Origin of the sequence: Tannerella sp. (genome assembly GCF_052170195.1) — a bacterium.
In the GTDB taxonomy this organism is placed as follows: domain Bacteria; phylum Bacteroidota; class Bacteroidia; order Bacteroidales; family Tannerellaceae; genus Tannerella.
Genome location: NZ_JBQNAZ010000005.1, coordinates 19,879 through 46,628, shown reverse-complemented (window position 1 = coordinate 46,628; position 26,750 = coordinate 19,879). Strand labels below are relative to the sequence as shown.

Annotated in this window: 18 protein-coding genes; 14 read left to right on the top strand and 4 right to left on the bottom strand. The window is 48.5% G+C overall.

The features are described from left to right. The first annotated feature begins 17 nt into the window (after positions 1 to 17). The 8 genes from ACTTKA_RS02560 to lacZ4 all read left to right on the top strand — a co-directional run bounded on the left by ACTTKA_RS02560 (position 18) and on the right by lacZ4 (position 8,292). Positions 18 to 1,385 carry an MATE family efflux transporter gene (locus ACTTKA_RS02560; RefSeq protein WP_442723851.1) on the top strand — a complete coding sequence of 456 codons (1,368 nt, stop codon included), beginning with the start codon at positions 18 to 20 and terminating at the stop codon, positions 1,383 to 1,385. 6 nt (positions 1,386 to 1,391) lie between these two features. Further along, positions 1,392 to 1,586, top strand: coding sequence for a FeoB-associated Cys-rich membrane protein (locus ACTTKA_RS02555; RefSeq protein ID WP_442723850.1), 195 nt, complete (start codon positions 1,392 to 1,394; stop codon positions 1,584 to 1,586). 141 nt (positions 1,587 to 1,727) lie between these two features. Then, positions 1,728 to 2,681, top strand: a complete 954-nt coding sequence (locus ACTTKA_RS02550; protein ID WP_442723849.1) for a methylenetetrahydrofolate reductase — start codon at positions 1,728 to 1,730, stop codon at positions 2,679 to 2,681. Positions 2,682 to 2,683: 2 nt separating this feature from the next. Further along, positions 2,684 to 3,808, top strand: coding sequence for a DNA polymerase III subunit (locus tag ACTTKA_RS02545; RefSeq protein WP_442723848.1), 1,125 nt, complete (start codon positions 2,684 to 2,686; stop codon positions 3,806 to 3,808). A 12-nt stretch (positions 3,809 to 3,820) separates the two neighbouring features. Then, a complete protein-coding gene (gene gldB / locus ACTTKA_RS02540) occupies positions 3,821 to 4,816 on the top strand; it encodes a gliding motility lipoprotein GldB (protein ID WP_442723847.1) in 996 nt (331 codons plus the stop codon). A gap of 48 nt (positions 4,817 to 4,864) precedes the next feature. Continuing rightward, positions 4,865 to 5,347 carry a WbuC family cupin fold metalloprotein gene (locus tag ACTTKA_RS02535; protein WP_442723846.1) on the top strand — a complete coding sequence of 161 codons (483 nt, stop codon included), beginning with the start codon at positions 4,865 to 4,867 and terminating at the stop codon, positions 5,345 to 5,347. A gap of 45 nt (positions 5,348 to 5,392) precedes the next feature. Beyond that, positions 5,393 to 6,160, top strand: a complete 768-nt coding sequence (locus ACTTKA_RS02530; RefSeq protein ID WP_442723892.1) for an HAD-IA family hydrolase — start codon at positions 5,393 to 5,395, stop codon at positions 6,158 to 6,160. Positions 6,161 to 6,225: 65 nt separating this feature from the next. Continuing rightward, positions 6,226 to 8,292 (top strand): beta-glucuronidase LacZ4, encoded by a 2,067-nt coding sequence (gene lacZ4, locus ACTTKA_RS02525; RefSeq protein WP_442713328.1) that lies wholly within the window; start codon positions 6,226 to 6,228, stop codon positions 8,290 to 8,292. 152 nt (positions 8,293 to 8,444) lie between these two features. On the opposite strand, the gene ACTTKA_RS02520 is transcribed toward lacZ4, so the two are convergent. Beyond that, positions 8,445 to 9,326: a DUF3078 domain-containing protein gene (locus ACTTKA_RS02520; RefSeq protein WP_442723845.1), complete on the bottom strand. Its 882-nt coding sequence runs from the start codon at positions 9,324 to 9,326 to the stop codon at positions 8,445 to 8,447. Between the two features lie 331 nt (positions 9,327 to 9,657). Between ACTTKA_RS02520 and ACTTKA_RS02515 the strand changes: the two genes are divergently transcribed. Continuing rightward, the gene (locus ACTTKA_RS02515; protein WP_442713326.1) at positions 9,658 to 10,359 is read left to right on the top strand and encodes a Crp/Fnr family transcriptional regulator; all 702 of its coding nucleotides are present in this window, start codon (positions 9,658 to 9,660) and stop codon (positions 10,357 to 10,359) included. A gap of 69 nt (positions 10,360 to 10,428) precedes the next feature. Here the strand turns inward: ACTTKA_RS02515 and ACTTKA_RS02510 are convergent, their stop codons facing one another. After that, positions 10,429 to 10,962 (bottom strand): HXXEE domain-containing protein, encoded by a 534-nt coding sequence (locus ACTTKA_RS02510; protein ID WP_442723844.1) that lies wholly within the window; start codon positions 10,960 to 10,962, stop codon positions 10,429 to 10,431. Between the two features lie 8 nt (positions 10,963 to 10,970). After that, complete coding sequence (locus ACTTKA_RS02505) at positions 10,971 to 11,357, bottom strand: VOC family protein (RefSeq protein ID WP_442723843.1); 387 nt, start codon at positions 11,355 to 11,357, stop codon at positions 10,971 to 10,973. 341 nt (positions 11,358 to 11,698) lie between these two features. Between ACTTKA_RS02505 and ACTTKA_RS02500 the strand changes: the two genes are divergently transcribed. From ACTTKA_RS02500 to obgE, 4 genes are all read left to right on the top strand, one after another. Continuing rightward, on the top strand, positions 11,699 to 13,000 hold the full coding sequence (locus tag ACTTKA_RS02500) for a hypothetical protein (RefSeq protein WP_442723842.1): 1,302 nt from the start codon (positions 11,699 to 11,701) through the stop codon (positions 12,998 to 13,000). 117 nt (positions 13,001 to 13,117) lie between these two features. Beyond that, positions 13,118 to 13,660: a phosphoribosyltransferase gene (locus ACTTKA_RS02495; RefSeq protein ID WP_442713322.1), complete on the top strand. Its 543-nt coding sequence runs from the start codon at positions 13,118 to 13,120 to the stop codon at positions 13,658 to 13,660. A 25-nt stretch (positions 13,661 to 13,685) separates the two neighbouring features. After that, positions 13,686 to 14,264 (top strand): adenylate kinase, encoded by a 579-nt coding sequence (locus ACTTKA_RS02490; protein WP_442723841.1) that lies wholly within the window; start codon positions 13,686 to 13,688, stop codon positions 14,262 to 14,264. 55 nt (positions 14,265 to 14,319) lie between these two features. Then, positions 14,320 to 15,483, top strand: a complete 1,164-nt coding sequence (gene obgE, locus ACTTKA_RS02485; RefSeq protein WP_442723840.1) for a GTPase ObgE — start codon at positions 14,320 to 14,322, stop codon at positions 15,481 to 15,483. A gap of 338 nt (positions 15,484 to 15,821) precedes the next feature. Here the strand turns inward: obgE and ACTTKA_RS02480 are convergent, their stop codons facing one another. Beyond that, entirely contained in the window at positions 15,822 to 22,142 is a 6,321-nt protein-coding gene (locus ACTTKA_RS02480; protein WP_442723839.1) for a hypothetical protein, read from the bottom strand. Between the two features lie 852 nt (positions 22,143 to 22,994). Between ACTTKA_RS02480 and ACTTKA_RS02475 the strand changes: the two genes are divergently transcribed. Beyond that, the gene (locus tag ACTTKA_RS02475) at positions 22,995 to 26,528 is read left to right on the top strand and encodes an SNF2-related protein (protein ID WP_442723838.1); all 3,534 of its coding nucleotides are present in this window, start codon (positions 22,995 to 22,997) and stop codon (positions 26,526 to 26,528) included. The last annotated feature ends 222 nt before the right edge of the window (positions 26,529 to 26,750 follow it).

Below are 26,750 nucleotides of genomic sequence, written 5' to 3'. Positions count from 1 at the left end.
AGCAAGCCCGGCATCCGATGGCCTACCGACTAAATACATATTTGCCTTTTTATAAGCGCAACCTCAAAATAGCGTTACCGATTGTGTTCACGCAACTCGGCGGAGCGATTGTACAACTGGTCGACACGTTAATGGTCGGTCAGCTCGGGACGGTGCCATTAGCCTCCATCGCATTCGCCTCCTCCGTATTCATCATCGGATTCATTTTTTCCATCGGTATACTGATGGGACTTACTCCGTTGGTAGGAATAGCCTATGTGCAGAACAACCGCGCACGGACGACAGAGCTTTTCCAGAACTCGCTGACGCTGGCCACGCTCTCGGCTCTTTTTACATGCAGCCTGCTTTACGGGAGCACGTATCTGATGCCCTACATGGGTCAGGATAAGGCTGTCGTTGAATGTGCCATTCCCTATTTCCACAGCCTTACGCTCAGCCTTATACCGTTTCTTTATTTCTTTGCCGTCAAGCAGTTCATGGAAGGTATGGGAAACACTTGGGTAGCCATGGTTATCACCATCGTTTCGAACGTGATTAACATTATCCTCAACTATCTGCTTATCTTCGGGAAATGGGGATTTCCCGAGCTCGGAGTATTGGGGGCCGGGGTCTCCACACTGATCTCGCGTCTGACGATGCCCCTCCTGTTTGTCATCGCCATGCGGATGCGTAACGTGTGGTGGAACTGTTTTCGGGCTTTCCGGTGGAAACTGTTCAGTTGGAGACGCCTGTGGGAACTCGTGAAAGTAGGCGCTCCCATCGCGGCGCACATGCTGCTCGAAGTACTGGCTTTCGCTCTCTCGGCTATCATGGTCGGATGGCTCGGCGCTACGCCTCAGGCCGGGCATCAGATTGCCCAAAACATGTCCCATCTGACGTATATGATCGTGCTCGGCATCGGTTCGGCCACCACCGTGCGCGTAAGCCACCAGATCGGTGTACGTAATCTACATGCGGCACGTATGGCCGGAAACGCTTCCATGCACCTCTGCCTCGTCTACAATGCCATTGCAGGGACACTGCTGCTCGTGTTCCGGCACGAAATAGCAAGCGCTTTTTCGTCCGATCCGGCTGTGATCGACATCGGCGGACAACTGCTCATCATGGCCGGGATCTTTCAGGTATCGGACGGATTGCAAACGGTCGGCGCCGGAATCTTACGAGGCCTTACCGATGTCAGAATCGTCATGATATATGCCTTTATCGCCTACCTCTGCATCAATCTCCCATGCAGTTACCTGCTCGGCTTCGTATTCGGCCTCGGAGCGGTTGGCGTGTGGGGAGGATTTATTTTCGGGCTGAGCATCGCCGCCCTGTTGTTTCACTTCCGACGCCGGAAGATGTTCAGACGCCTCGAACAGTCCGGCCGGTATATCTTAGCTTAATACATCATGTGGCAAGAAATCGCTGTCATCCTCATTGGTATCGCAGCCTTCGGAATAGCCGGATGGAAATTGTATAAAATCTTATCCGGCAGCAATGTGTCGCCTTGCGATAAATGTACCGGTTGCCAACTGAAAGAGGAGATGAGAAATAAAAAACAGACCTGCAAAGATTATCGGAAAAGCGGCTTTCTTCGACATTAAGCGGTAGGGTAACGAGGATGCTTTTTAGCATACCGATACGGAATGTCGCGCTTTTTGGCTAAATTTGCACTCAAAAAAAAGAAACAAAACAGGGGCACCGATGAAAAGAATCGAAAACCCCGTTTTAATTTTAATAACATTATGGAGACAGTCATTGATTTAATAAAAAACAGCCAACGTACAGCCTTCTCATTCGAGATTCTTCCGCCGCTGAAAGGTAACAGTATCCAAAGCGTATATCAGGTCATCGATAAGCTGAGGGAATTCGAGCCGAAATACATTAACATCACCTCTCATCACAGCGAAGTGATTCAGAGAGAAGAGCCGGACGGGTCTATCCGGACGGTCAACCTCCGTAAACGTCCCGGATCGGTAGCCATCGCCTCGGCTATTCAGAACAAATACGGGATCACGGCCGTGCCGCACCTCGTATGTAAAGGCTTTACGAAAGACGAAACGGAATACGGCCTGATCGACCTGAATTTCCTCGGCGTGAACAACCTGCTGCTGCTGCGCGGCGACATCAAACGACTTGATCTGACGAAAGATCCGGAATGGTATCACGATCATGCAACCGATCTGCAACAGCAGGTGAATAACTTCAACCGGGGCATCGCACTCGACGGCTCTGCTATCGAAGATATCGAAACCCCGTTCTCGTACGGGATGGCCTGTTATCCCGAGATGCACGAAGAAGCCCTGTCGATGGAGTCGGACATCCGATACGCCAAAATGAAAGTGGAAAACGGAGCCGAATATCTGGTCACACAAATGTTCTTCGACAACGACCGGTATGATGCCTTCGTCGCACGGATGCGTGCCGAAGGAGTAACCGTCCCCATCATTCCGGGCATTAAGCCGATCGTTTTCAAAGACCAGCTGACGGTGATCCCGAAGATATTTCATTGCACCTTTCCCGAACCGCTAACCCAAGCCCTCCGTCAGTGTAAAAACGACGGTGAAGCCAAAGCCGTCGGAATAGAATGGTGTATCGCACAATGTCGCGATCTGATGAAGCGAGGCGTACCGAGTATTCATTTCTACTCGTTTATGGCCTCCGACAGCGTACGGCAAGTAGCAAAAATCATCTACTGATCATGTTGTTCAAAGATATTGTCGGACAGGAAGAGCTAAAAAAACAATTGACCGAGACGGCGCGGAAAGGTACCGTCGCACATGCGCAGCTGTTTTGCGGACAGCCGGGCGCCGGTGCGTTTCCGCTGGCGCTGGCTTACGCCCGTTACCTGAACTGCACCGACCGGTCGGAAACCGATGCGTGCGGCAAGTGCAAATCATGCCTGCAATACAATGAACTTGCGCACCCCGATCTGCATTTCGTTTTTCCGATAGTCGCCAACAGGGAAGGAAAGAAAACAGTTTGCGACGACTACCTTGCGGAATGGTGCGATTTTCTGAAAACTTACGCCTATTTCGACTTGGACAGGTGGCTCGACCGGATCGAAGCAGGCAACAAGCAGGCACTTATCTACGCCGAGGAGAGCGACCGGATACTGCGCAAGGTCAGCTTGAAAATATACGAGGCCAAATACCGGATATTGCTGATATGGATGCCCGAACGCATGAACATCGCTTGTGCGAACAAGTTGCTGAAAATTATTGAAGAACCGCCGCAGAATACTGTCATACTGATGGTCTCGGACACCCCCGAACAGATACTCGGAACGATTCTGTCGCGTACACAGCGACTGAACGTCCGACCGATTACCGCCGAAGCGCTCACCGAGGCGCTCATACAACAGTATCATCTGGAGCCGGATGCCGCACGGCAGATCGCACACTTGGCGCACGGTAACATGCTGGAAGCCGAAAAAGCCCTCAGCACGGAACAGGAAAGCGACGTGTTTCTGGAGTTTTTCATCCGGATGATGCGGAACTCATGGGCCAGAAACGTAAAGGAAATGAAAAACATGGCGGAAGAACTGTCGACAATGACACGCGAAAAGCAGAAAAGTTTTCTCAACTACTGTCAACACCTGATTCGCGAAAACTTCGTCTATCGTTTCCGGAGTGACGATCTGAATTACATGAAACCCAACGAAGCCGCTTTTTCGACACGTTTCTCCCCTTTTGTCAACGAACGGAACGTCTTTGATCTGATCCGCGAATTGGCCGATGCCGAAAGGCATATTTCGCAAAACGGAAATGCCAAGATGATTTTTTTCGATCTCTCGTTACAAATTACCGTATTATTGAAGAAATAAATGAACGCACCGATGAAAAATAAGATCCTGATCCTCGGCTGGACGCTCATTCATCTGACGGGATGCAACGGATGCGGTATGCTGAGCGGCAAAGAAACGTCATACGAACCCATCCATATCCGTCGTTTCGATAAAGACCTTTATCAGCTGATTCTTGTCGACACCCCCGAACGACAGCAAGTCTTGGCACGCGCTTATCCACAGATGTTCCGAGTGCTCGGACTTAGCCTGTTCAACGATCCGGAAACGCAGTCGGACGAGTTTTTCGACCGTCTTGTCAATTACTATTCCGAGCCGAACCTGAACAAGCTCTATCGGGATGCACTGGCCGGATACGAGACGGTGGAACATATCGAACGTGATCTCGGACGTGCTTTCGGTTATTTACGAGAACAATTTCCCGAAAGACAGATCCCGGTCGTCTATATGCATGTCTCCGGACTGTATCAGAACGTGCTCGTCGACGACAGCCTCCTCTCTATTTCAATCGACAAATATCTGGGGGCGGATTATCCGCTGTATAACGACTACTTCGATACCTACCGGCGGCGGGGTATGACACCGGATTATGTCGTACCTGATTATCTGACAGCATGGCTGATGTCGGAATACCCGTTCAGCGGGAACGATAACGTTCTGCTCGATCGGATGATTTACGAGGGAAAAATCAAATACGTGGCTCATCAGGCCTTTTCAGAAGTCATCCCGGAGGTGTGGATGAAGTACACTTCCGAAGAATACCGGTGGTGTACAGAAAATGAGTCGCGACTGTGGAAACAGATTATCGAACGTAAGCAACTTTACACGCCCGACCGTGTGACGACATCGAAATATTTTCTGGAACGACCGTCGTCTTTTATTTCAGACGGGGCGCCGGGAAACCTCGGCACTTGGATCGGCTGGCGGATCGTTACGCGATACATGGAAAGAACAAACGTTTCCGTAGCCGAATTAATGCATCACAACGACGCGCAGGATATCCTGACGAAATCGAAATATAAACCGTAACCGTTCTTGGGTGTACGCACAAGACACCTTCACTTTATACTGCAAAAGATGAAACTGATTGATCAAAAACTGCTGGACGAGACGACCGAGAGAGCCAAACAATCCCCCCGTTTGCGTATGAATTACAATTTTCACGAAACGCTCGACGACCCGGTCAACCGTTTACTGAACGCGATGGAACCGGATACGTATCTGCGTCCGCACCGCCACCTGAACCCCGACAAAACCGAAGTCTTCATCCTGCTGCGCGGCAAGGTGGCTCTGTTTCTCTTCGACGACTGCGGGAATGTGACAAAGACCTTTATCCTTGACCCACGGAAAGGTTGTTACGGCGGGGAAATACCGGCCGGCATCTGGCACGGATTAGTTGTGCTGGAGTCCGGAACGGTGATTTACGAGATCAAACAGGGCCCTTTCGCTCCGCTCACACCCGATAATCTGGCGCCATGGTCACCCTCGGCCGACGACAGTCTCGAAGCCCGGATGGGTTATATCAACCGTCTCAAATCAATGATCGGCAACGAAAGCTAACGATGCTTTCCCCTGCCCGAATTTTTAAACCGCAAGCAAATGAATATATACAAACAGGCCGTAGAGGCCTTTCTATCCGCCAATCGACATGAACGCATCGGACTGAAAGCAATGCTTTTCGATATGGACGGCGTACTTTACGACTCGATGCCGAACCATGCGGTCGCATGGAGCGAGACGATGAAACGCCACGGACTCTACCTCTCCGAGCAAGAAGTTTACCTGCACGAAGGACGCACGGGCGACAGTACCATCGAACTTGTCTGCCGCCGGCAAGGTACATCCGTCACACCCGAAGAAATTCAGGCCATCTACCGGGAAAAGACAGAAGCCTTCAATGCCTGCCCTCCCGTCGGAGCGATGCCCGGAAGCTACGAGCTACTGCAAAAAGTGGTGCGTGACGGATTGACGCCGATGATTGTCACCGGCTCGGGACAAGCCTCTCTCCTCGAACGACTGAACACCCACTTCCCGAACATCTTCGCACGAGAACGAATGGTCACCGGCGCCGATGTAAAACGCGGAAAGCCCGATCCCGAGCCCTACCTGATGGCATTGGAAAAAGGGGGCCTGCAGCCTTGGGAAGCCATTGTCGTAGAAAATGCTCCGTTAGGTGTCGAGGCAGCTCACGCCGCGGGAATCTTCACCATCGCCGTCAACACCGGTCCCCTGCCCGACTCGTTGTTACTCGACGCCGGCGCGGATATCCTCCTCTCCGGCATGCCTTCGCTTTGCGACGAATGGGAAAAAATAAGGGAAACCGTCCGTTATGTCGGACCGAACCCGTTTCCGGCAAACCACAGGCAAAAATGATATATCATAGTTAAGAGCCAACAGACATACTCGCAATCTGCAGCTAATAATCAGAAAAAAGCAATATGAAAACAAAAAACGTACTACGCAATTATTTTACACCGGTTGTTCTGCTAATATGCTGTTGTATGCCGGCATTTGCACAACGGCAGGATATTTTATTGAATGACCGGTGGAACTTCCGTTTTTCTCATCAGGTACAGAAAAATACGGAAGTACGGGTCGATCTGCCCCACACTTGGAATGCACAAGACGCTTTATCCGGCAAACCCGATTACAAGCGCGGGATAGGCAATTACGGGAAGAAACTCTTTATCCGTTCCGAATGGCAAAGCAAACGCCTGTTTCTCCGCTTCGAAGGGGTAAATAGCGTTACCAATCTATTTATAAATAATCTCCACGTGGGCGAACATCGAGGAGGATACGGAGCTTTTATTTTTGAAATTACCGGAAAGGTAGAGTACGGAAAGGAAAATTTTATTCTGGTGAGAGTAAATAACGGCGAACAGTTGGATGTTATGCCTTTGGTCGGCGACTTCAACTTTTATGGAGGTATTTACCGGGATGTGCATCTGCTGATTACCGACGAAGTATGTATCTCTCCATTAGACTATGCCTCTCCGGGTGTACGGTTGATACAAGACAGCGTCAACCATAAATATGCCAGAATAGAAGCGTTGGTAGAGGTATCCAACGGGAGTGATAAAGCTCAGGAGATCGAACTCGGAATATGCGTGCGGGACGGAAAAAGAACCGTGACGGAGAGAAAAGAAAAATTCTCCCTTTCCGGAAATTCAGATACGCAGCGGAGGCTTGTCTGCGAAATAATAAACCCGCGTTTGTGGAACGGACGTCAAGACCCTTTTCTCTATCAGGCGGAAGTGACCCTTACACGAAACGGACACGTAATCGACCAAGTTACACAACCTTTAGGGCTTCGTTTTTACCGGATCGACCCCAATCTGGGATTTATCCTCAACGGCAAGCATCTGCCTCTTCGCGGGGTATGCCGCCATCAGGACAGAAGCGAAATAGGCAACGCGCTTCACTTGCAACATCATGAAGAAGATGCGGCGTTGATGGCTGAAATGGGCGTCAATGCCGTTCGTCTGGCACACTATCCGCAGGCAACCTGTTTTTACGACCTGATGGATCGATACGGCATCATCGTATGGGCGGAGATACCTTTCGTAGGCCCCGGCGGATACATGGACAAAGGGTTTGTGAACCTCCCCGCTTTCCGCAGCAATGGAAAAGAACAGCTCAGAGAACTTATCCGCCAGCACTGTAATCATCCCTCTATCTGCGTATGGGGACTTTTTAACGAACTGACTCAAGCCGGCGATGATCCGACGGAATATATTGAAGAACTGAACAGAGTAGCGAAGCAAGAAGATATGACCCGTCCTACGACAGCAGCCAGTAACAGACCGGCAACCGAACCGATGAATTTCATTACGGATGCCATCGCGTGGAACCGGTACGACGGATGGTATGGCGGCACTCCGTCCGATCTGGGAAAATGGCTGGACGACACTCATAAAAAATACCCGGAACTGCGTATCGCCGTCAGTGAATACGGAGCCGGAGCCAGCATTTATCATCAGCAGGACACGCTTAAAAAACCGGAGCCTGCCGGCTGGTGGCATCCCGAAAACTGGCAGACGTATTACCATGCGGAAAACTGGAAAACCATTGCCTCCCGTCCGTATTTGTGGGGGAGTTTCGTATGGAATATGTTCGACTTCGGCGCCGCGCACCGGACAGAAGGCGATCGGCCGGGAATCAACGACAAAGGCCTGGTTACGTTCGATCGTAAAGTACGCAAAGATGCGTTCTACTTCTACAAAGCCAACTGGAACAAAGAAGAACCGGTACTTTATTTGGCCGGCCGGCGACATACTACACGCCACCGGCGTATGCAAACAATCGTTGCATTCACCAACCAGCCCGAAGCCGAACTGTTCGTAAACGGTCAAAGCTACGGAAAAGCAAAACCCGACGAATATGCAACTCTGGAGTGGCAAAATGTAGCGTTAAAGGAGGGAGAAAACGAAATACAGATAGTATCAAAGAACAAAAAACTGACGTTAAGCGACTACTTCCGTTGCAGACTGGAGTCTCTCTATTGATACGAAAGGATTCGTTGTGGCTCGAAGCCGGCGCGGATATCCTCTTCTCGGGTATGCCGGCGCTTTGCGATAAATGAAAAAAATAAGGGAAGCGATCCGTTAGGCACCGCTTCCCTTTTCTCTTGCCACCCGCTAAGGTGCGTATCTTTTTCTCAGAAGATATAACCGAATCCCAGACCGATTACTTCCTTGAACTGAACACGCGGACCTTTTTTGGTACCGTCTTTGTCGATAAACTTGATATTGTCGTCATACAGCAAATACGTATTTGCCTTAAACGTAAAATATTTGTTCAGTTTCCAATCAAGCGAAAGTTTCCAATCCACATCGACGTTTCCGAAAGTCTGATAGGCCGACGTCAGCAGCAGTTCCGTACCGAGCAGCACATTTTCCGTAAACTTCTTCGAATACGTCGCTTTAGCCAGCGCACCGAATTCGGCAAAAACCTTTTTGCCGGGATCCACACCATACGCACCTTCGTCCGAAAGACGACGATCGGTTACGAAGGTCATCTTTTCCGACACAGGCGAAAGCAGCACCTTAAAATCTTCTTTCGGATGAGTATAGCTCATACCGATCGAGCCGATCAAGTAACCCGGCGCCATGAACTTGGAGATGTATTTTGCTCCGCTCTCTACCGGGTATTTGCTGTATCCGTCGTAAAACTGCGACTTAAAACTCAGCTCGGCAGCATACGCCCACAGCGATGAAGCCTTATATCCCAAGCGTGTAGCCAAATCGATATGGTCATCGTTCTTGATCTGCTCACTTCCCTGATACGAGAGTCCGTAGCCCAGATCGACCGAATTGTCCCACATCCATAAGCCTTTTTCGTAACCCAGTTTTCCGGCAAACGAAGCCAAAACCGATACTGAATTATTCCCTCCGGCCGCCCAATTTGTGAACGAGGTTTGACCAAATGTCAACGATGTCGAACCGCTTTTCTTCCAATACGATGTATCTTTAGGCGCATCCTGCGCCATGGCCGATGCCGCACATACCACGGCAACGACAAATAATAAAGTCTTTTTCATTCTATCTATCTTTTTTCGGCGACAAAAATAGATACTTTTTTCCGATAATCAAACACTTATGTAAAAATAACACTTCTTTACATCCGGAGAAAAAATACTGCCGGGCGTTTCTATTACGGGTAAAGGCTGTATTTCCGTACACACCTCTATTCACGAATATCCGTCCGCAAAGAAAGATATCAGTCAGCCATCCGTTTTTCTGTGGCATACCGCTCAGAAAAGCAGAGATTCGAGAAAATTCGCTATCACAAAACCAGTCAATCAAGGATTTTTTTTACATCTCGAAAATATGTTCTATATTTGTGCTTCAAAAGTATGTTATAAAACAGCAGTGGGCAAGTCGGGAAAAAAAGAATTTGATATATCGGCCAGCTTAGCAGAGGTTTGGAGACTTTTGACGGAGCAAGAACGGGAGGTCTTGAAAGCCAATTCGACGATACAACATTTCAAACGGAACGAAATGATTTACTGTGAGGGCGATGAGGCTAAAGACATGATGTGTGTGCTGAAAGGAAAAGTAAAAATCTCTAAACAGGGAGTGGGCGGACGAAGCCAGATTATTCGGGTAATCAAGCCGGTCCAGTATTTTGCTTACCGTGCTTATTTCGCACAGGAGCCTTACCTGACCAATGCTTCGGCTTTCGAGGCTTCGACCGTATGTATCATTCCGATGACGGTCGTGGAATCGCTCATCCGTGCCAATTTCGAGCTGGGTATGTTCTTTATCCGGCAACTTTCGATTGATTTGGGAATCGCCGACGAACGGACGGTCAACCTGACACAAAAGCATATCCGCGGACGTCTGGCCGAATCGCTGCTTTTCCTCAAAGATAATTACGGACTTGAAGAAGACGGCGCGACAATCAGCATCTACCTCTCGCGCGAAGACTTGGCTAATCTCTCAAACATGACGACTTCAAATGCCATCCGTACCCTCTCGACGTTCGTAACCGAACACATCATCGCGCTGGATGGTCGAAAAATCAAAATCATCGACGAAGAACGACTGAAAAAAGTCAGCCGAATGGGCTAACATTCCGCCCCGCATAAGTCTATCAGGCAAAAATATTTTACAGGCCACCGGTAGCGGTCGGCTGCCGGTTTATCTTCTCGATCGCTCGAAAGCATCGAACTTCGACGCCCAAAAGAACGCCGCCGGAAAACTCAACGCCATAACGACGAGCCCGACGACTGACCACCCGATCATCTCCGGAACAGACAGCAGGCCGGCCTCGGCAAACAGCCCAAACGTATAGAAACAATACGGTAACGACAAGACGGACGTAACGATTACCGGCACATATTTCCGATAAATCACCCACTGTCCGACATGCACGAAAAGATGGAGGAAGAAAACCATAAAGGCGGCGAACCACCACCCATATACTCCGGTGTAGAGCGCCCCATAACTTGCGACCGAAAGCAACGTGAACTCGTGACAAACGGCCACAGCAAAAGCCGAAGTCGAATAGTCGAACAGGCCGCGCCGTGTCAGAAAAGCTTCGAATCGCGGGAAACGCGCCTTCAACTCGTCACGGTTTCGCCTCAGCCACGGACGGAACATAATGATTTCCTCAAAGTCGTGCAACATGAACACGACCGGGAGCAAAGTCATCAAAAACAGCAGGGTCGACATACATTATATTATATGGTGATTTCGATCCGGTTGCCGTCAGGGTCGGTCACGACACTTTCGTAATATCCGTCGCCCGTAACGCGCGGCCGGCCGACACACGCATACCCGTCGGCTATCAGCCTCGCGGTCAACCGATCGACGGCCTCACGGCTGCCTGTACTGAATGCGAGGTGAATAAATCCTTCGCTCAACGCCTTGTCCGAGCGTTCTTCCACATCGGGACGTTCCATAATCTCCAGACGGGTATTGTCTGCAAAACTCAGAAAATACGTTTTCAATCCTGTATTCGGGTTATGATACATCGTGCCGGCCGTAGCCCCGAAATACGTTTCGTAAAATGTCCGGCAAATCTCCAGACGCCTTGTATATAAGGCTATATGATCTATTTTTATCATCAGTAAACGGATGGTATGACGATTAACTAAATTTCTTCATCAACCACAAAGATACAACAAATCTCCTCCTACCCTTAAAAAAAATTCCACCATCGAGGCGACGGCATCCTGTGTACCCTGTTTCACCGGACGTAGATCGTTTTAGCTTTCCGATAACAGAAGGGAGCTTTCTGCTCTGATTTCTTAGATGATAATTTCCCGGTGGCAAAATGCAAATTTTTCGGGTATTTTTTCAGCTTTTCTGCAGCCAGAAATGTTTTTTTCTACGTTTGTTGCACGATTACCGAACAAGATTCCTTATCTTTAGCCCGAAATCGTTAACATACGAAAAATCTACGGCTATGTCGAAAAAAAGAAAACAGTCGAAGCAAACGGAGCACGAACGCCGCAAGATAGAGGAAGCGAGGCGACAAAACCTCTATGTGAAGCGTTTGTTTACCTTGCTGAAAGATCTGGGCTTCGGCGATGCCATCCCTCTTTTCGACAAAAAGCTGCTCGAGTTGCTGTGTTTCGCCCGTCCCGCGCTACTGCGCATGGATACTTCGGAGTTAAAAGATTGGGAAGGGAATTACAAAACGTTTATTCAGACCGAATTTTATCGTCTGATGGAACGATGGAAAGTTCCTTTCTCGGGGCAGGAAGGCGATACGCGCATGATTTCATGTGCTGATTACTTCGAACTGTGGATGCCGCTGACCCTGCAATTGAGCATCGAGGTGAAGAAACCTTCGGAACGTGCCAGCCGGGAGCGCATCCTGAACGTGTTTAAGGCACACGGCACCGTCATCCTCACCGATATGGAAAGCGAGCATTTCAGCGACGAGTATAACCGGTTTTTCGACCGGATGAACGGCCAGTACCGTACATGCCTGCTGCTGCAACTTTACCAGCTCTGCAACCCCTGCATCCACCTGCTTTGGATCACCCGGCTGCAACTCGACGAATACAATAACCGCATCGGGCATGTCGCCTGGCTGACCTCGCGTGCTCCGCAATGGGTCTGGGGCACCGACCGCAAAGGCGAACGGCGCAAATTCTACCGCGTAGGCTTCCCCCTCGGCCCGAAAGACGAAATCTACTGGCACTCGGCACGCATCCCGAACAATCCGTATATCCTGATGGATCCCGACCGCCGCTACGAGGTCTATATTCAGGAACATGCCGTAGTACGTATGTTTGAACGGCTCGACGGCGTGGCCGCGCAAGTGATCAACACGTACATGAACCTCAGCTTCATAGAGTGGGATGTCGACTGGTACAAAGGTTCGCTGCTGATCGCCTTCAAACTCTTTGAACAAAAAGTGGGTTATTTCTTTGCCGACTTTACGAAAGAGCGCAAAATCGTGATCCGTACCTTCTACTTTATCACCTACGACCATACGCCCGAAGGCGAAATGCTCTCCAGCTATGCGGGACTCAAAGCGCTCGACAAGAAATTTCTCTGCATCGATCGGCTCAGCACGTTTCTGGCTTCCGACTTCGATCACGGCTCGAAACTGGCTACCCTCTTCCGCGAAGCCGGATGCGCCCACCTGCTCAATCGCGAAGCTCTCCGATGCGGTATCGACGCAGAAGCCAAGCTGACAGGCGTATCGAACGAGTTTATCGAAAAATACCTCTCAACCCTCGATATGAAAGCCTGACTGCGCCGTCCCACCCGTGCCGACTTGCAAGCGTCAACAACCCGATTTTCATTCATCCTGATACATTTCTGAAAATTATCATGTATCTTTGCATCCCTAAACAAAAACGAAGAAACGATGAAGAAGCAAATCCGACTGAAAGATAAGGTGTTTGAGTTGTACATCCCCGAGAAGGAAATCGTCCGGGCTATCGAACGGATGGCCGAAGAAATCCGCCGGGATATGGAAGGAAAAGACCCGCTCTACGTGGGGATCCTCAACGGAGCCTATATGTTCGTGGCCGAACTGATGAGCAAGCTCCCGGTCACCAGCGAACTGACCTTCGCCGCCTATTCGTCGTATCACGGCACGAAATCGGACGGCATCGTCAAAGAACTGTTGCCCATCCGCAGCAACACGCGTAACCGCCCCATCGTCCTGCTCGAAGATATTATCGACACCGGACTGACCATGCACTACGTGACCCGCCGCCTCAAAGAAGAAGGCGCAACCGACGTGCGTCTGGCAACGATGCTCATCAAACCGGCCTCGCTCCAATGCGATCTCCAACCCGACTACGTAGGCATGGAAATCGAAAACAACTTCATCGTCGGATTCGGACTCGACTATGACGGGCTGGGACGCTCGACACGAGACATCTACCAGATCAGAGACAATTAATCAACATTTTTATCTATAAGAACTCATGTTAAATATCGTAATTTTCGGTGCGCCCGGCTCAGGCAAAGGGACACAAAGCAAACTGATGGTCGAACATTACGGCCTCGACTACATCTCGACAGGCGACATGCTGCGCAATGCAATCCGTGAAGGAAACGAACTGGGAAAAACAGCAAAAGAATATATCGATAAAGGCCAGTTGGTTCCCGATGAGCTGATTATCCGTTTGATCGGCGAATTCCTCGACAGCAAAAAAGGCTCGAAAGGGGTCATCTTCGACGGCTACCCCCGCACCATCCCCCAAGCCATCGCCCTGAAAGAGATGCTCAACGAGCGCGGTACGGACGTCTCGATCCTGCTCGACCTGCAAGTCGACGACGAGGAACTGATTTCCCGCCTGCTCGAACGCGGCAAAGTATCGGGACGCTCGGACGACAACCTCGAGACCATCCAGTCACGCCTCGATGTCTATCACACGCAGACCGCCCCGCTGGCCACGCACTACATCAGCGAAGGAAAACATGCAGCCATCAAGGGAACCGGGTCGATCGAAGATATTTTCAACCGCATCGACGAAGCGATAAAGAAAGTAACGGGTCGGTAAGAATCCGTCCTTTTTCAGGATGCAACGACCATCTTAACCGCGCATATCCGACAATATGGCCGAATCGAATTTTGTAGACTACGTAAAAATTTATTGCCGTTCGGGAAAAGGCGGAGCAGGATCCGCCCATTTCCGGAGAGAGAAGTACATCCCGCGCGGAGGCCCTGACGGTGGCGACGGCGGACGGGGCGGACATATCTACCTGCGTGCCAACCGTAACTACTGGACCCTGCTCCACCTCAAGTTTGAACGCCATATCCTCGCTACCTCCGGACAGGGAGGTAGCAGCAAACGCAGTACCGGTAAAGACGGCGAAGACCGTATCATCGAAGTACCCTGCGGCACCGTCGCCTTCGATGCCGAAACAGGCGAATACCTCTGCGATGTCACTACCGACGGCCAACAGGTGATGCTGCTGCGCGGCGGACGGGGCGGACGCGGAAACATACATTTTAAAACGGCGACGAATCAGGCACCCCGCTATGCACAGCCCGGTGAACCGTGTCAGGAACGGATGGTCGTGCTCCAACTCAAGCTGCTGGCCGACGTCGGACTCGTCGGTTTCCCCAACGCAGGGAAATCGACGCTGCTCTCGGTCGTCTCGGCAGCCAAACCGAAAATCGCCAACTACCCGTTTACCACCCTCGAACCGAATCTGGGTATCGTCAAATACCGTGATAACCGCTCGTTCGTCATGGCCGATATCCCCGGCATTATCGAAGGCGCCAGCGAAGGTAAAGGACTGGGACTACGCTTCCTCCGCCATATCGAGCGAAACTCGCTGCTCCTGTTTATGATCCCCGCCGATGCCGACGACATTCGGAAAGAATACGATATCCTGCGCAACGAACTGGAACAGTATAATCCCGGTCTGGCCGACAAGAACAAGGTGCTGGCCATCACAAAAAGCGACCTGCTCGACGATGAACTGATGGAAGCACTGGCCGAAGAACTTCCCGCCGGCATTCCGCATCTCTTTATTTCTTCGGTCACGGGTGCCGGAATCGCGGAACTCAAAGACCTGCTCTGGAACGAACTGAACCGCGAAACATTCCACGACGCTGAACAAATTGTCCACCGCGATATGGACATGCGCTTCGTTCCTGTCGAAGACGACGAAGACGACTGGGATATCCCGGCTGCCGAAGAAGAGAATGACACCGACTACCTCGACAGCGACGAGGAAGACGAAGACGATCAGTATCCGGATTTTCAGTAAGCGGGAATCCGGATGTTTAATTGTTGGTCAACAGTCAGTATTCTGTTGTCAGCATTCAGCCGTCGTAATTTGTAATTCGTCATTTATTCATGCCACAAGTTGCACAAGTCTATGACAAGTTTCACAAGGGTTCGTTCAGCGTAATTTAATGGTTAATTGTTATTCTTTACTACTCTGACTACCTTTAACCACTTTGCTACTTTTTCACTCTTCACTTTTCGTTTCTCACTCTTCACATTATGAAAAGAGGGAGCGTGTCGTTTCGACACACTCCCTCCCCAATCTTTAAACATCTGACACTTTCAGCCTTTCACAAGGCTGAAAGCTAAGCTGTACTCTTATTTTACAATCACTTTATGCACTGATCCGTCTTTAAGCGTTACCACATACGCGCCGCGTTGCATCGAGATCGACGTATCGCCTTCAGGCAGTTCGATTCTCTTAACCAGCTGACCGGCTACCGAGTAGATGCTGGCAATGTCTTCGCGCTCTACGCGGATGTAAATCGTTTCGCCGTGCGACCATACCGCAGTTCCGTCAATCGACATATTTGCTACATGGTCCGGACCGAACGTCAACACAATATGCTGCGTAACATCCGTAATCACATATTCATATTCGCCGTTGGCGTTTTTCTTGCCTTCAAGCACTTCTTTCAATCCGTTATACATACGGTCTGTACGTACCACGAACGGTTTCTCGGTCGAATATTTCGCCCTGAATTCGAAGTTCGAATGACCTAGCGTATACGCGATACCTGCCGGAGGCGTTGTCGTTACACCCACTACCGAAGGAATCGTTACTGAGTAAACTGTCTTAGGCACTACAGCATTACCAACACACAGATAAACCACTCCTTCTTGCGATACATCAAGAGCAAGAGGAACTTCCACATCGCCGATTTTCATCCTCTTCGGTACAAGGTTCAAGTTCTTCACGCTACCCGGAGTCTGCGATTTATAATAGATGATCGGATAGCAGCGGTTCTCCATTCTTTCGCACGGACGAACTTCGATATTTACATCGACCGTACCATACGTCGTGAGCAATTCCACATCGATTGCATCACTGTATTCGCCGTTGATACCCTTCGTCGTACCTACCGAGAAGTGAAGCTGCGAACCACCGTCCAGACGCAGGTCTTTCATCCTGAGCGTTCCGCACTTCTGCTCGTAGCACTGACCGCGCAAACGAAGCGAAGTGAAGCCCGGGTTCAGGTGTGCTTCTGTTTCTACATGCACATCCGAGTGTTGGTAACCGAACCCTCCGAACGTCGAGGTCGTGATCACGTCAAGCGCCAAGTCATCCGAAAGCCACAGTTCACTGTAATTACGCCCACACGGACCAATCGGTTCCATATGGTAATGTCTGGCGTAAACACCGGCATAGTTTTTCGACGACATCTGCTCTTCCGAGATCAGCTCGAAGTGTGCGTCGCGCTCGTGTTTTGCATCGGCATACAGATCCACCTGATTACGTACTTTGAGCGTATCGACATAGATTCTCGCATGTTCCACCGGAGGTCCCTGTACATGATCGAACGAATCGGTAAGGAAAGTCAGCACGGTATGATCAAAGACTACCGAGTTGAGGCGCTCCAGGTAGGCCCCCTCTTCAAATTTGACCGTAATGGTATCAAGCATGTGCAGCGGGTCTTTGCTGCCGCGGATATATTCGTGGCACGGTTCGCAAACGTCAAGATCCGTCCCGCAGACATTTTTTGTATATTCCGTGAACGGAGGCGTACGGCGCATATATCCGAACTTCATGATCGGGCGGTCGTTTTTCAGTCCGCTCCACGAACGGTATCTTAATTTCTTTCCTTTCACTACCAAGCTGTCGTGCAGGATCAAGCTGTCTGTCTGGATAACGATCTCCGTACGGCCGCCGGACATCGAATCGGTGTTGAGCACCATCGGACCGAAAGATTCGATTACCGGAGAACCTAAATAGACTCTCTGGTTGTGTGCATAGATACGTGCGTCGGCATGGAATGTCATGCGCGATATCATATGCAGGAAGCCGCCGTTACATTCGAAGTCGGAACATCCCATGGGGCACTTCGGATGGTTTTTGAAGATATTCGTATTCCAGTTGTTTTTGTTCGCCTGAGTCTTCATATAGAGTCCGTAGCCTGCCACACTTTCGCCGTGCAGTGTACCCGCACCGGGCACCGCACTCATTCCGGATCCGTTGCCACCTGTGTAAATCAAACTCTTATATACATCGATATAGTCCGATGCTACAGCTGCAAAACCGCCGCTCGTAATATCCGTATTCGTACTGTCTTGATAGAAGTTCAGGATCAAGTTGCGCGCCTGATTCACCGAGTCGTGCATATCGCAGTGAAGCATGGGGCCACACCCGCCACTTCTCTGATATCCGGAACCGATTTTAGCCGCGCTACCGTCCGGACAAGCCTGATAATCCGTGCTCAGGAACGGATCGTAACGTGTACCTTTATTTTGCAGACCGCCATAGTTTAGTTTGATGTTATTGTCGGCTCCTACGAATATGCTACCGCTGGCACCGTGAGCTTTGTACTGGAAGTCTTGCAGATATACATTATTACGTTCTTCTTCGCATCCGCAGTAACCTACTTTCGAGAGGTCGCTGAGATTTTCGGTTTGAGCCAGGAACAGCAAGCTACCCGTTATCGAGTCCGCATTGAACGGATCGCGCATATCGATATCGCCGAAGCGCGTACGGAACGTCACGTTACCCGTATTCTGCGGATCCTGGAAATTGATCAAGCCGCCTTTGTTCAAGATAATATTGCCGCGCGTACCGGCATCGACATTCAGATTGCCCTTACCGCCACGATAAATGAGCGAAATATCATTAGCCAGTGTATTATCCGTATTCGGATAAGGTACGACGCAACGTGAAACCCCGCCGATGATACCGGCATTCTCATAATACTGCATGGAGTCTCCTTTACGATTGTATAGCTGACCATCTTCTGTCGAACCACAACGCCACAATCCTGAGAACGGAATCGTGATTTCGGTCGAATGATCGCTACCCGTTTCCTGATTGATATCCAGGTGTGTAAAATAAATGTTACCACCGGCACTACGTGTACCATCATCAGCCACTTTCTTATAGTCAGTCTTCTCTTCCCAACCGGCTTTGATCCACAAGTGACCGGTCTGGTTCTGTGCCGGAACGGTGTATGTAAAGCGGTTCAGGTCATACGATACCGGATTGGCTGGCGGAAACATACATTCTGCCGATGGACTTTTCTGCGTAATTTTCCAGTTATCGCTGTTGGCTACGTAGTATTTCCAGTCATATCCCGTCGTTTTAGCGTCGTTATAGCCTAAGTAAATATCACCCTTATGAGAGATGATGTCCATGATGTTGCCGGCTGATTGCATATCTACATAATTCAGCATAGCTGTCCAGATATGATTTTCAGCTTTGATCTCCGTAACCCCGTTATTGGCGTTGTTACGCTTGATATCGATCGAATCGAAGAAATGAATATTTCCACGACGACCACTGGCATTCGCATTATTCGTCGCACCGGCTGCAATGGCATCATGACGGTCATCTTCAGCACGTAGTGAGATTTTGTTATCACTATCATACTGAATCGTTACCGGACGTTCGGTTTGGATATGACCTCCACGAGAAAGCCATACGAGATCCCCCATTCCAACAGCTCCTCCGTATTTAAAGTCTACACGACCTTTTGTATTGATGTTACGCTGCGCTTCCCACACAGTAGTGGTAGTAGAGGCTGCGGGCACCGTGAATGTGATCGGTGCAGGACGGTTATTGTCGCAAACAGTATTCGAAAGAATATCGTTCTCGGCATACCATTTCACAAGACCATCTACTTGTCCTGCTGTTTCCGTATAATTGAATTCATTTTCGATATCGATATTATTATCTAAGGTATACGTTTCGCAACCGGCAATCAAGTGTGTCTTTCCGGCTCCTGAATTGGTACGATTAATATCTACCTGCGAATTAGTACGGATATAACCATTCACCGTATGTAGCTCTATCAACTCGTCCGATGCTTTATTAATCACCAGCTGATTGTTGTTAGCTCCCGGATTGGGCGCTGCGGGATTACCCGATACAACAATATTACGTCCTGCCCACCAACTGAGGTTTCCACTCGTTGCTCCATGTTCGAACAATACGTTATTATTCGTTGTAATATCACCGGTTTCAGCCCACCATATATTGTTGCCTGTTCCTTGTTCATCAAACTTCACGTCGTCGCCAAGCGTTCCGCCACCTCCATTTGTCGTAATGTTTTTCTTGGCATACCACATGGTATGTGCTGATTGGGTATTAGTAAACTTCACTTTATAGTTTGTAGTAATGTCACCGCCAGCTTGCCAGAAAACATTCCCCGTTCCTGTATTATTGAATTCTATTTCATTGTTTGTCGTAATATTACCGGTAGCTTGCCATGCCGTCAATCCATCTCCCGAAAGAGGGAAACTTACCTTAGTTGATATCGGGGCAAGTGTCGTAATATCATGTTCGGCTTGCCAGATGGCTTTTCCAGAACCAGATCTTGTGAAGGTTATATTACCACCGGCATTGATATCATGCTTAGCCTGCCAATGCATGCCACCATCACCAGAATGTGTAAAACCAATGGTCGAACCGCTAGCCGTGTTGATATCGTGCGTAGCCTGCCAACGCAGATCACCTGCGGCGGTATGTGTTGCATTGACGGTCACTGCACCGAAAACGATATTTCCGTTTCCACAGAAATCATGCTGATCGTCTATATCACCACCATATTTATAATTCTTGTGATCGCCTGTATCATCCGTTTCATTAACAGGCTGAACATGAATATTGGGCTGCAAGAAAGTACCGCAGAATGACGGTGCTCCATACAAAGCTGCCCACGACTTGGCATCCGTTTTGATCGGCGTATAGGCATAAATTCCGTAATCACCCGCTGCACTTCCGGTATATGTATGATCAGCCAAAATACTTACATCACCGCCGTTAAAAGTAGCATCCCCTGTTCCGTTGCCCGTGATGGTTGATGTTTTTCCATTCGGAAACGATAATGTTTTATATGCTTCAACCAATAAGTTTCCTGCTCCTCCCACCGTTTGAGTATAGGGAACATCAAAAATAAGGTCGTTGCACGAGTGATTATACAGCTGATAACCTCCTGCTGCGAGAGCGGCCGGAACAGGCTTTGCATGACGTATCGTCATCGCATTATCGCCATAGTTTCCAAAGTTGGCTGTTCCATGAAGCGGCAGATTGAAGCCGGTGTACGTATGCGTACTTCCGACCGCAATAGATTTGGCAAACGCTTTGCGCTTTCCGGTCACGGAGGCTGTCGAAGCCGTCACGGTCATATGTTCCTGCGAAGTCGCATCCGTAGCCGAACCGATCAGGATCGTTCCGCCCGCTGCATTCGTGGAAATATCCGTATCCAATTGTGTATTCACACCAAAAACAGCACTATCCCCCAGCGGCGCACGGTTGGAGACTTCGATATTCGTAAAAGCCACGTCTTTATCATTCATCAAAGTATAATGTGCGGCCGGCAAGTCAAGATAGAATTTTTTACCGCCTCCGTTTGTTCCGGCAGCAGCAATACTCATTCCTGCTCCGTCAGTTCCTTCCAAGCGGATATCCGAACCGGCTGTAACGATGATTCTTGCATCGACAAAGCCACCTTGATTATTACTGGAAGTCGCCCAGTTAACCTCCTGATGAGAACCATGTGCCTGAGCCTCCGTCGTTGTAATGCCACCCCAACTCGTTGTAGTATACGTATGAGGAGGAGTACCATGAGGCACACAGCTCCCTGTTCTGGTTGTATAATCAAATGAAACCCTATGAGTTACGGTAGGATAAGTATATGATGTTTCATAAAAAAACCATGGATTACTCATAAAGTAAAATTGTTGTAACCACCAGGGGGTCGCAGAGGTCATACCGGATGCATCAACAGTTATCACCGTTGGATTAGAATACGTCGGATTTCCATTCCCCTGCGTAACTCCGCTTCCGTCCGGAACGGTCGGCTTACTGATGGAAACCGTTGCCGGCCCCCAGCTCCTGGTAAAGCTTGCCGTATTACCAGACATTTGAATACCTGGTGAATTGGCCGGAATAGGCTGACCATCCGCTTTCGGATTAGATGCCACTCCTGTCCAAGTGTCATGATCATCACAACCTGGAGCTATATGTAAATTCTGAGAAGCAGTTACATTTCCTGTAGAAGTTCCCTTACCAGCCAAATTATTATTATGATTAGCACCTTGTGTGCTATGCCCCACATGATTTGTCGTCCCTCCCAATGTAATACGACCATTACCCAGATCAAAATTCTGATTTACAGTATTCCAACGTCCTGTATTTTTACTGCCGTCCGGAGTATTGGGTTTTGGTGTAAGGGTTCCCGTTTCACCCGGACCATAATTGTTTTCCACGGAAAACGATGTCAGAACCGTATAGTCGGTCGAGCAACTCTGTCCACTTCCATTCGCATCAATACCACCACCGGGCCCTCCCCGCAGCTGCACTTTGGGATGATCATGGTTATGATTTTCTTCACTTTTCAATACCTGCCCCCGCGCTACTCCTCCGCTACTTGCAGCAAGGAGAAAAGCTGCGAGCATAAGTTTTGATACACTGCTTGTTACTTTTCTTTTCATAAGCTAAAAAATTTAATTGTTAGACTTTTATAATAATATTATAATTCATTTTTTATCGGCAATAGCATTATTGGCAAGATATACAAAATATTAGACTTGCTGTTTTTCCTATATAGTCCTCATCATAATCGCATTTGGTTGCAGTAAAATCATTTCCCTCTATCGATATACGCTAATGATATACAAGCACATCGCATTCCACAACCGATATTTTTGATTTTATCGAAACACTCACACGTTCTTTCGTTTTATTTTATTTATTATCCGGGGGCAAATTTATCACTTATTTTTGAAAATTAAAAAAACAATCGATCTATTTTGGCGAAAAACTGATTTATTGCACAAAACCCCTCTTTTAACATACAAAATCTCAATCTTCCTTCTCAGAAAATATCTTTTTTATCAATTGCAAACTTCGCACACACTTCTATATTAACCTCAAATTCAGCAACAACAGCTATAACAACTTGTCGATTTGCCCGATTTAACACATCGCACACGCTATCTTTCAGAAACATACCATCCACAACAACACATTTCGCCACAGATCACACAAGCACACACTGAATAGCTAACTATTACCTAACATCTTACCAAAACATTCTCCTGTCAGCGAGCCGGTATATGCTGACATTTCAGAACCTGCCGCCAAGAACAAACAGCCAGCCTATGCAACCCATATTTCTTCATACATTTTAATTTTTATGTTTCTCATTCCACACCCATCTATGAATGAGAAAAATAAGCGATATTCGACACAAAAACAAACATAAAACACTTGCCAATAAGTAAGTAAGATTCAAAAAAAGCGCCATCTTTGTATCTGCAATCAAAAAATAATTACATATTCTTATGACTATTCAATTCGGTAAGACATGGTGGGGAGAGCATTGGCTACGTTCATTGGAGAATGCAGATTATGACAACCGCCTGCCACGAGGAGCCACCTATGCTAGGAGCGGGCACGTACAATCTGTAAAAATGAATGATAATGCGATAACGGCCAAAGTATCCGGCAGTCGCCCTTCTCCATACAGGGTAACGATTATCGTCCCGCCTTTTTTTGAGGATCAGATTGAAATACTGATGCAAAGAATCATTGCAAAGCCAGTGTTGATTTCGAAATTACTCAACAGAGAACTCGATCCCGCCATTTTAACTATTGCCGAAGAATCCGGTCTGAAAGTCTTTCCCCGCCAATGGACCGATTTCAAGATGCAGTGCACCTGTCCCGATTGGGCTGTACCATGTAAACATTTGGCCGCGGTGATTTATATGGTCAGCCGCGAAATCGATAATGATCCTTTCCTTGTTTTCAAAATTCATCACGTAGACCTGATTGAAGAATTAAAGAAACGCGGAATCTTTATCGCCGAACAAAAACGATACGAGATTCCTACCATGGCCTCTTTGCTTAAACCGATGAAAAAAACTACGCAAACCATCGATTATGAAGCTGCCTACGAGAGAGTAGACTTCTCACTGCTGCGCGATATAGCCTCCCCCTTGGTACATCTCTTGCCAGACAAGCCTCCGTTCTATCCGGGAGGAAATTTCCGTGAAAAATATGCCGCACAATTTATACGCTTGGGCAAAGAAGCCCAACGGATCATCAACAAAAAGCGTGATTTCAGCGCTGTGTTCGGATCCGCAGCGGCAAATCACACCATTTCATATCATACCCATATCCATTTCAACACTAACCGAAATAACGAAGTGCACCTGTCGGCCAACGATTCAAACATCAAGACACTCTCAGACCTGCTCCCCGCCCTGTTTCATCTTAACCCCGACTACCTGCCCGATTACCAACCCTCGATAGCAGCGGCACATCAAATCTTCCTTGCCTCTATCCATCTTATCGCAAACGGAAATATCGTTCCACAAATCGTCCAACTGGAAAACAAGTTGTTTATTATCCGTTGGATACCGGCGATGATCGATACGCAAGTACGCGCATTGATACAACAACTTTCGGAGAGGCTGCCGACAGATCTGTTACAAACCACCAAAAATGTTCGTGGAAAAGAAAAATCGGTTCCTGTAGAAAATCAGACAACGGAATTGCTGTCGCTGTTTATCTCTTATCTGATAAAAGGATTATCCAAACAATCGACAGGTGATTTGTTCGAAGACATGTTTTTCAAAAACAAGGCCTACGCTTTCGCAGGTGTAGGCGAAAATGCCTTGAGCGGAGGGATCAAGGTCTGGCTCGACCGTTACTTCCTCACGGCCGAAGTCTACAAACCGCTGATCACCGTGACGGAGATGGATGACAACCGTTTCGATGTTACCCTAAGCATTGAAGACACCTCAGACCTCAACAGGCTCCCCATTCCACTATCCAAAATACTGAAGGAAAAACAATTCGAAAAGCAACGCTTTAAAATACTCCGGAGCGTATCGTTGTTGTCGCCATTCATACGCGGGCTGGACGAACACGTAAATCAGGGCGGTCTTAACCCTATCCGGCTCGATATAAAGGAGTTCGCCCCATTCCTGATGGAAGTATTGCCGGCCATCCGGCTACTCGATATTCAGGTATTGCTCCCCAGATCACTCCAAAACCTGTTGCGTCCGAGAACCTCCGTAAGGTTAAAACGGAAATCGGATCAGCAAGGGTTTATCCGACTGGATGAATTGCTTACATTCGACTGGCAGGTAGCTCTTGGTGACACGGTTCTTTCGCCGGAAGACTTTAAAAAACTGATAAAAAACGCATCGGGACTGTTTCGTTTCAAAGAAAATTACATCTACGTAAGTGAAACCGAAATGGAAAAGATTTACAAAACCATAACCGATAATAAGTCCCTTAGTTCATACCAGCTGCTCCAAACGGCCTTGAGCGAAGAATATGAGGGCGCACCCGTTTCGCTCACCGATGAGGTACGCGATTTGATCTCGGAGCTCACTTCGTGTCAAGATATCCCGCTCCCGCAAGGTCTCAACGCTACCTTACGTCCCTACCAGCATCGCGGATATTCGTGGATGTATCGGAACAGCCGCATCGGTTTCGGCAGTATCATTGCAGATGATATGGGATTGGGAAAGACATTGCAAGTCATATCCATCCTGCTTAAAGCCAAAGAAGAACTCTCTCTTAAGACAAAATACAGCGCATTAGTCGTGGTTCCGACCGGGCTACTGACCAACTGGCAAGCGGAAATGGCCAAGTTTGCCCCTTCCCTCTCTCTGCATCTCTTTCACGGACAGGCCCGCGATCTGAAACAATTCAATGCCGATGTGATGCTAACAACTTACGGCGTTTTGCGCAGCGACAGCGAAATACTCCGTAAGCGGAAGTGGCAAGTCATGGTTATTGATGAAGCGCAAAACATAAAAAATTACGATACCGCTCAAGCCAAAGCGGTGAAAAGTATTCCGGCAAAAATCCGCATTGCGATGAGCGGAACGCCAGTGGAAAACCGGCTGAGTGAATTCTGGTCGATTATGGACTACACGAACAAAGGATACTTGGGAAATATACAAAGATTCAAAGAAGATTTTGCTACGCCAATACAAGTTTTCAACGACGAGCATGCGGTGTCCAAATTCCGTAAAATCACATCGCCATTCATGATAAGACGCATGAAATCGGATAAAACGATTATTTCCGACTTGCCGGATAAAGTGGAGCAGAATCAATTCGCATGGCTCACCGAACAACAGGCGGCGCTATATCAAAAAACCATGCAGGCTGCCATGGAAGAAATCGAAGGTTACAGTGAAACGGCCGACAAACAGTCGCTTTTCAAACGTCAGGGACTCGTACTGCAAATGATTCTGGCACTAAAACAAATCTGCAACCATCCAACCAGTTTCTTGAAAAACAACCGTTACGACGCATCCCTTTCCGGAAAAACGGAACTGCTCTTCGAATTGCTCGATACAATACTTTCGTCGGGAGAAAAAGTGCTTATCTTTACGCAATTCAAAGAAATGGGCGATATGCTCGAACGATTCATTACCGAACGCTTCGAGAACCGGCCGATGTTTTATCACGGAGCATGTTCGATCAGCCAGCGAAAAAACATGGTAGAACGGTTCCAAACCAATCGGGCCGACAAAATATTCATCCTCTCGCTCAAAGCTGCCGGTACCGGATTAAACCTCACGGCCGCCTCACACATTATCCACTACGACTTGTGGTGGAATCCTGCCGTCGAGAATCAGGCGACTGACAGAGCTTACCGTATCGGGCAAAAGAAAAAGGTAATGGTGCATCGCCTGATTACTAAAAATACATTCGAAGAAAAAATTGATGAAATGATACAACATAAAAAGCACCTTGCAGAGATGACCGTTACCTCAGGAGAAAACTGGATCGGCAAGTTAAGTAATAAAGAACTACGCGAAATTTTTGGTTCAGTTCACAGTACTTATTAACGACTGAAAAAATCATTTTATCAAGCCGAAAAAGAAAAAAGTTGGATGAACCGTTTCTTCGATACAAGCACGGCCAGACAGCCAAGACTGTACCATGATCAGCCCAGTCGATCATGCTGGTCGGCGGACGTAATAACAGGCCGATCTATGCAATCAAATACAAACCATTCCTCCCTATGTGAACATCGGGAAAGCATACAAAAGAAAACGTTTTACATTCCG

Coding starts and splice junctions, on each gene's coding strand:
- ACTTKA_RS02555 (WP_442723850.1), top strand. CDS start 1,392: ATGTGGCAAGAAATCGCTGTCATCCTCATTGGTATCGCAGCCTTCGGA.
- ACTTKA_RS02510 (WP_442723844.1), bottom strand. CDS start 10,962: ATGTCGACCCTGCTGTTTTTGATGACTTTGCTCCCGGTCGTGTTCATG.
- ACTTKA_RS02480 (WP_442723839.1), bottom strand. CDS start 22,142: ATGAAAAGAAAAGTAACAAGCAGTGTATCAAAACTTATGCTCGCAGCT.
- ACTTKA_RS02495 (WP_442713322.1), top strand. CDS start 13,118: ATGAAGAAGCAAATCCGACTGAAAGATAAGGTGTTTGAGTTGTACATC.
- obgE (WP_442723840.1), top strand. CDS start 14,320: ATGGCCGAATCGAATTTTGTAGACTACGTAAAAATTTATTGCCGTTCG.
- ACTTKA_RS02560 (WP_442723851.1), top strand. CDS start 18: ATGGCCTACCGACTAAATACATATTTGCCTTTTTATAAGCGCAACCTC.
- ACTTKA_RS02505 (WP_442723843.1), bottom strand. CDS start 11,357: ATGATAAAAATAGATCATATAGCCTTATATACAAGGCGTCTGGAGATT.
- lacZ4 (WP_442713328.1), top strand. CDS start 6,226: ATGAAAACAAAAAACGTACTACGCAATTATTTTACACCGGTTGTTCTG.
- ACTTKA_RS02535 (WP_442723846.1), top strand. CDS start 4,865: ATGAAACTGATTGATCAAAAACTGCTGGACGAGACGACCGAGAGAGCC.
- ACTTKA_RS02545 (WP_442723848.1), top strand. CDS start 2,684: ATGTTGTTCAAAGATATTGTCGGACAGGAAGAGCTAAAAAAACAATTG.
- gldB (WP_442723847.1), top strand. CDS start 3,821: ATGAAAAATAAGATCCTGATCCTCGGCTGGACGCTCATTCATCTGACG.
- ACTTKA_RS02520 (WP_442723845.1), bottom strand. CDS start 9,326: ATGAAAAAGACTTTATTATTTGTCGTTGCCGTGGTATGTGCGGCATCG.
- ACTTKA_RS02475 (WP_442723838.1), top strand. CDS start 22,995: ATGACTATTCAATTCGGTAAGACATGGTGGGGAGAGCATTGGCTACGT.
- ACTTKA_RS02490 (WP_442723841.1), top strand. CDS start 13,686: ATGTTAAATATCGTAATTTTCGGTGCGCCCGGCTCAGGCAAAGGGACA.
- ACTTKA_RS02500 (WP_442723842.1), top strand. CDS start 11,699: ATGTCGAAAAAAAGAAAACAGTCGAAGCAAACGGAGCACGAACGCCGC.
- ACTTKA_RS02550 (WP_442723849.1), top strand. CDS start 1,728: ATGGAGACAGTCATTGATTTAATAAAAAACAGCCAACGTACAGCCTTC.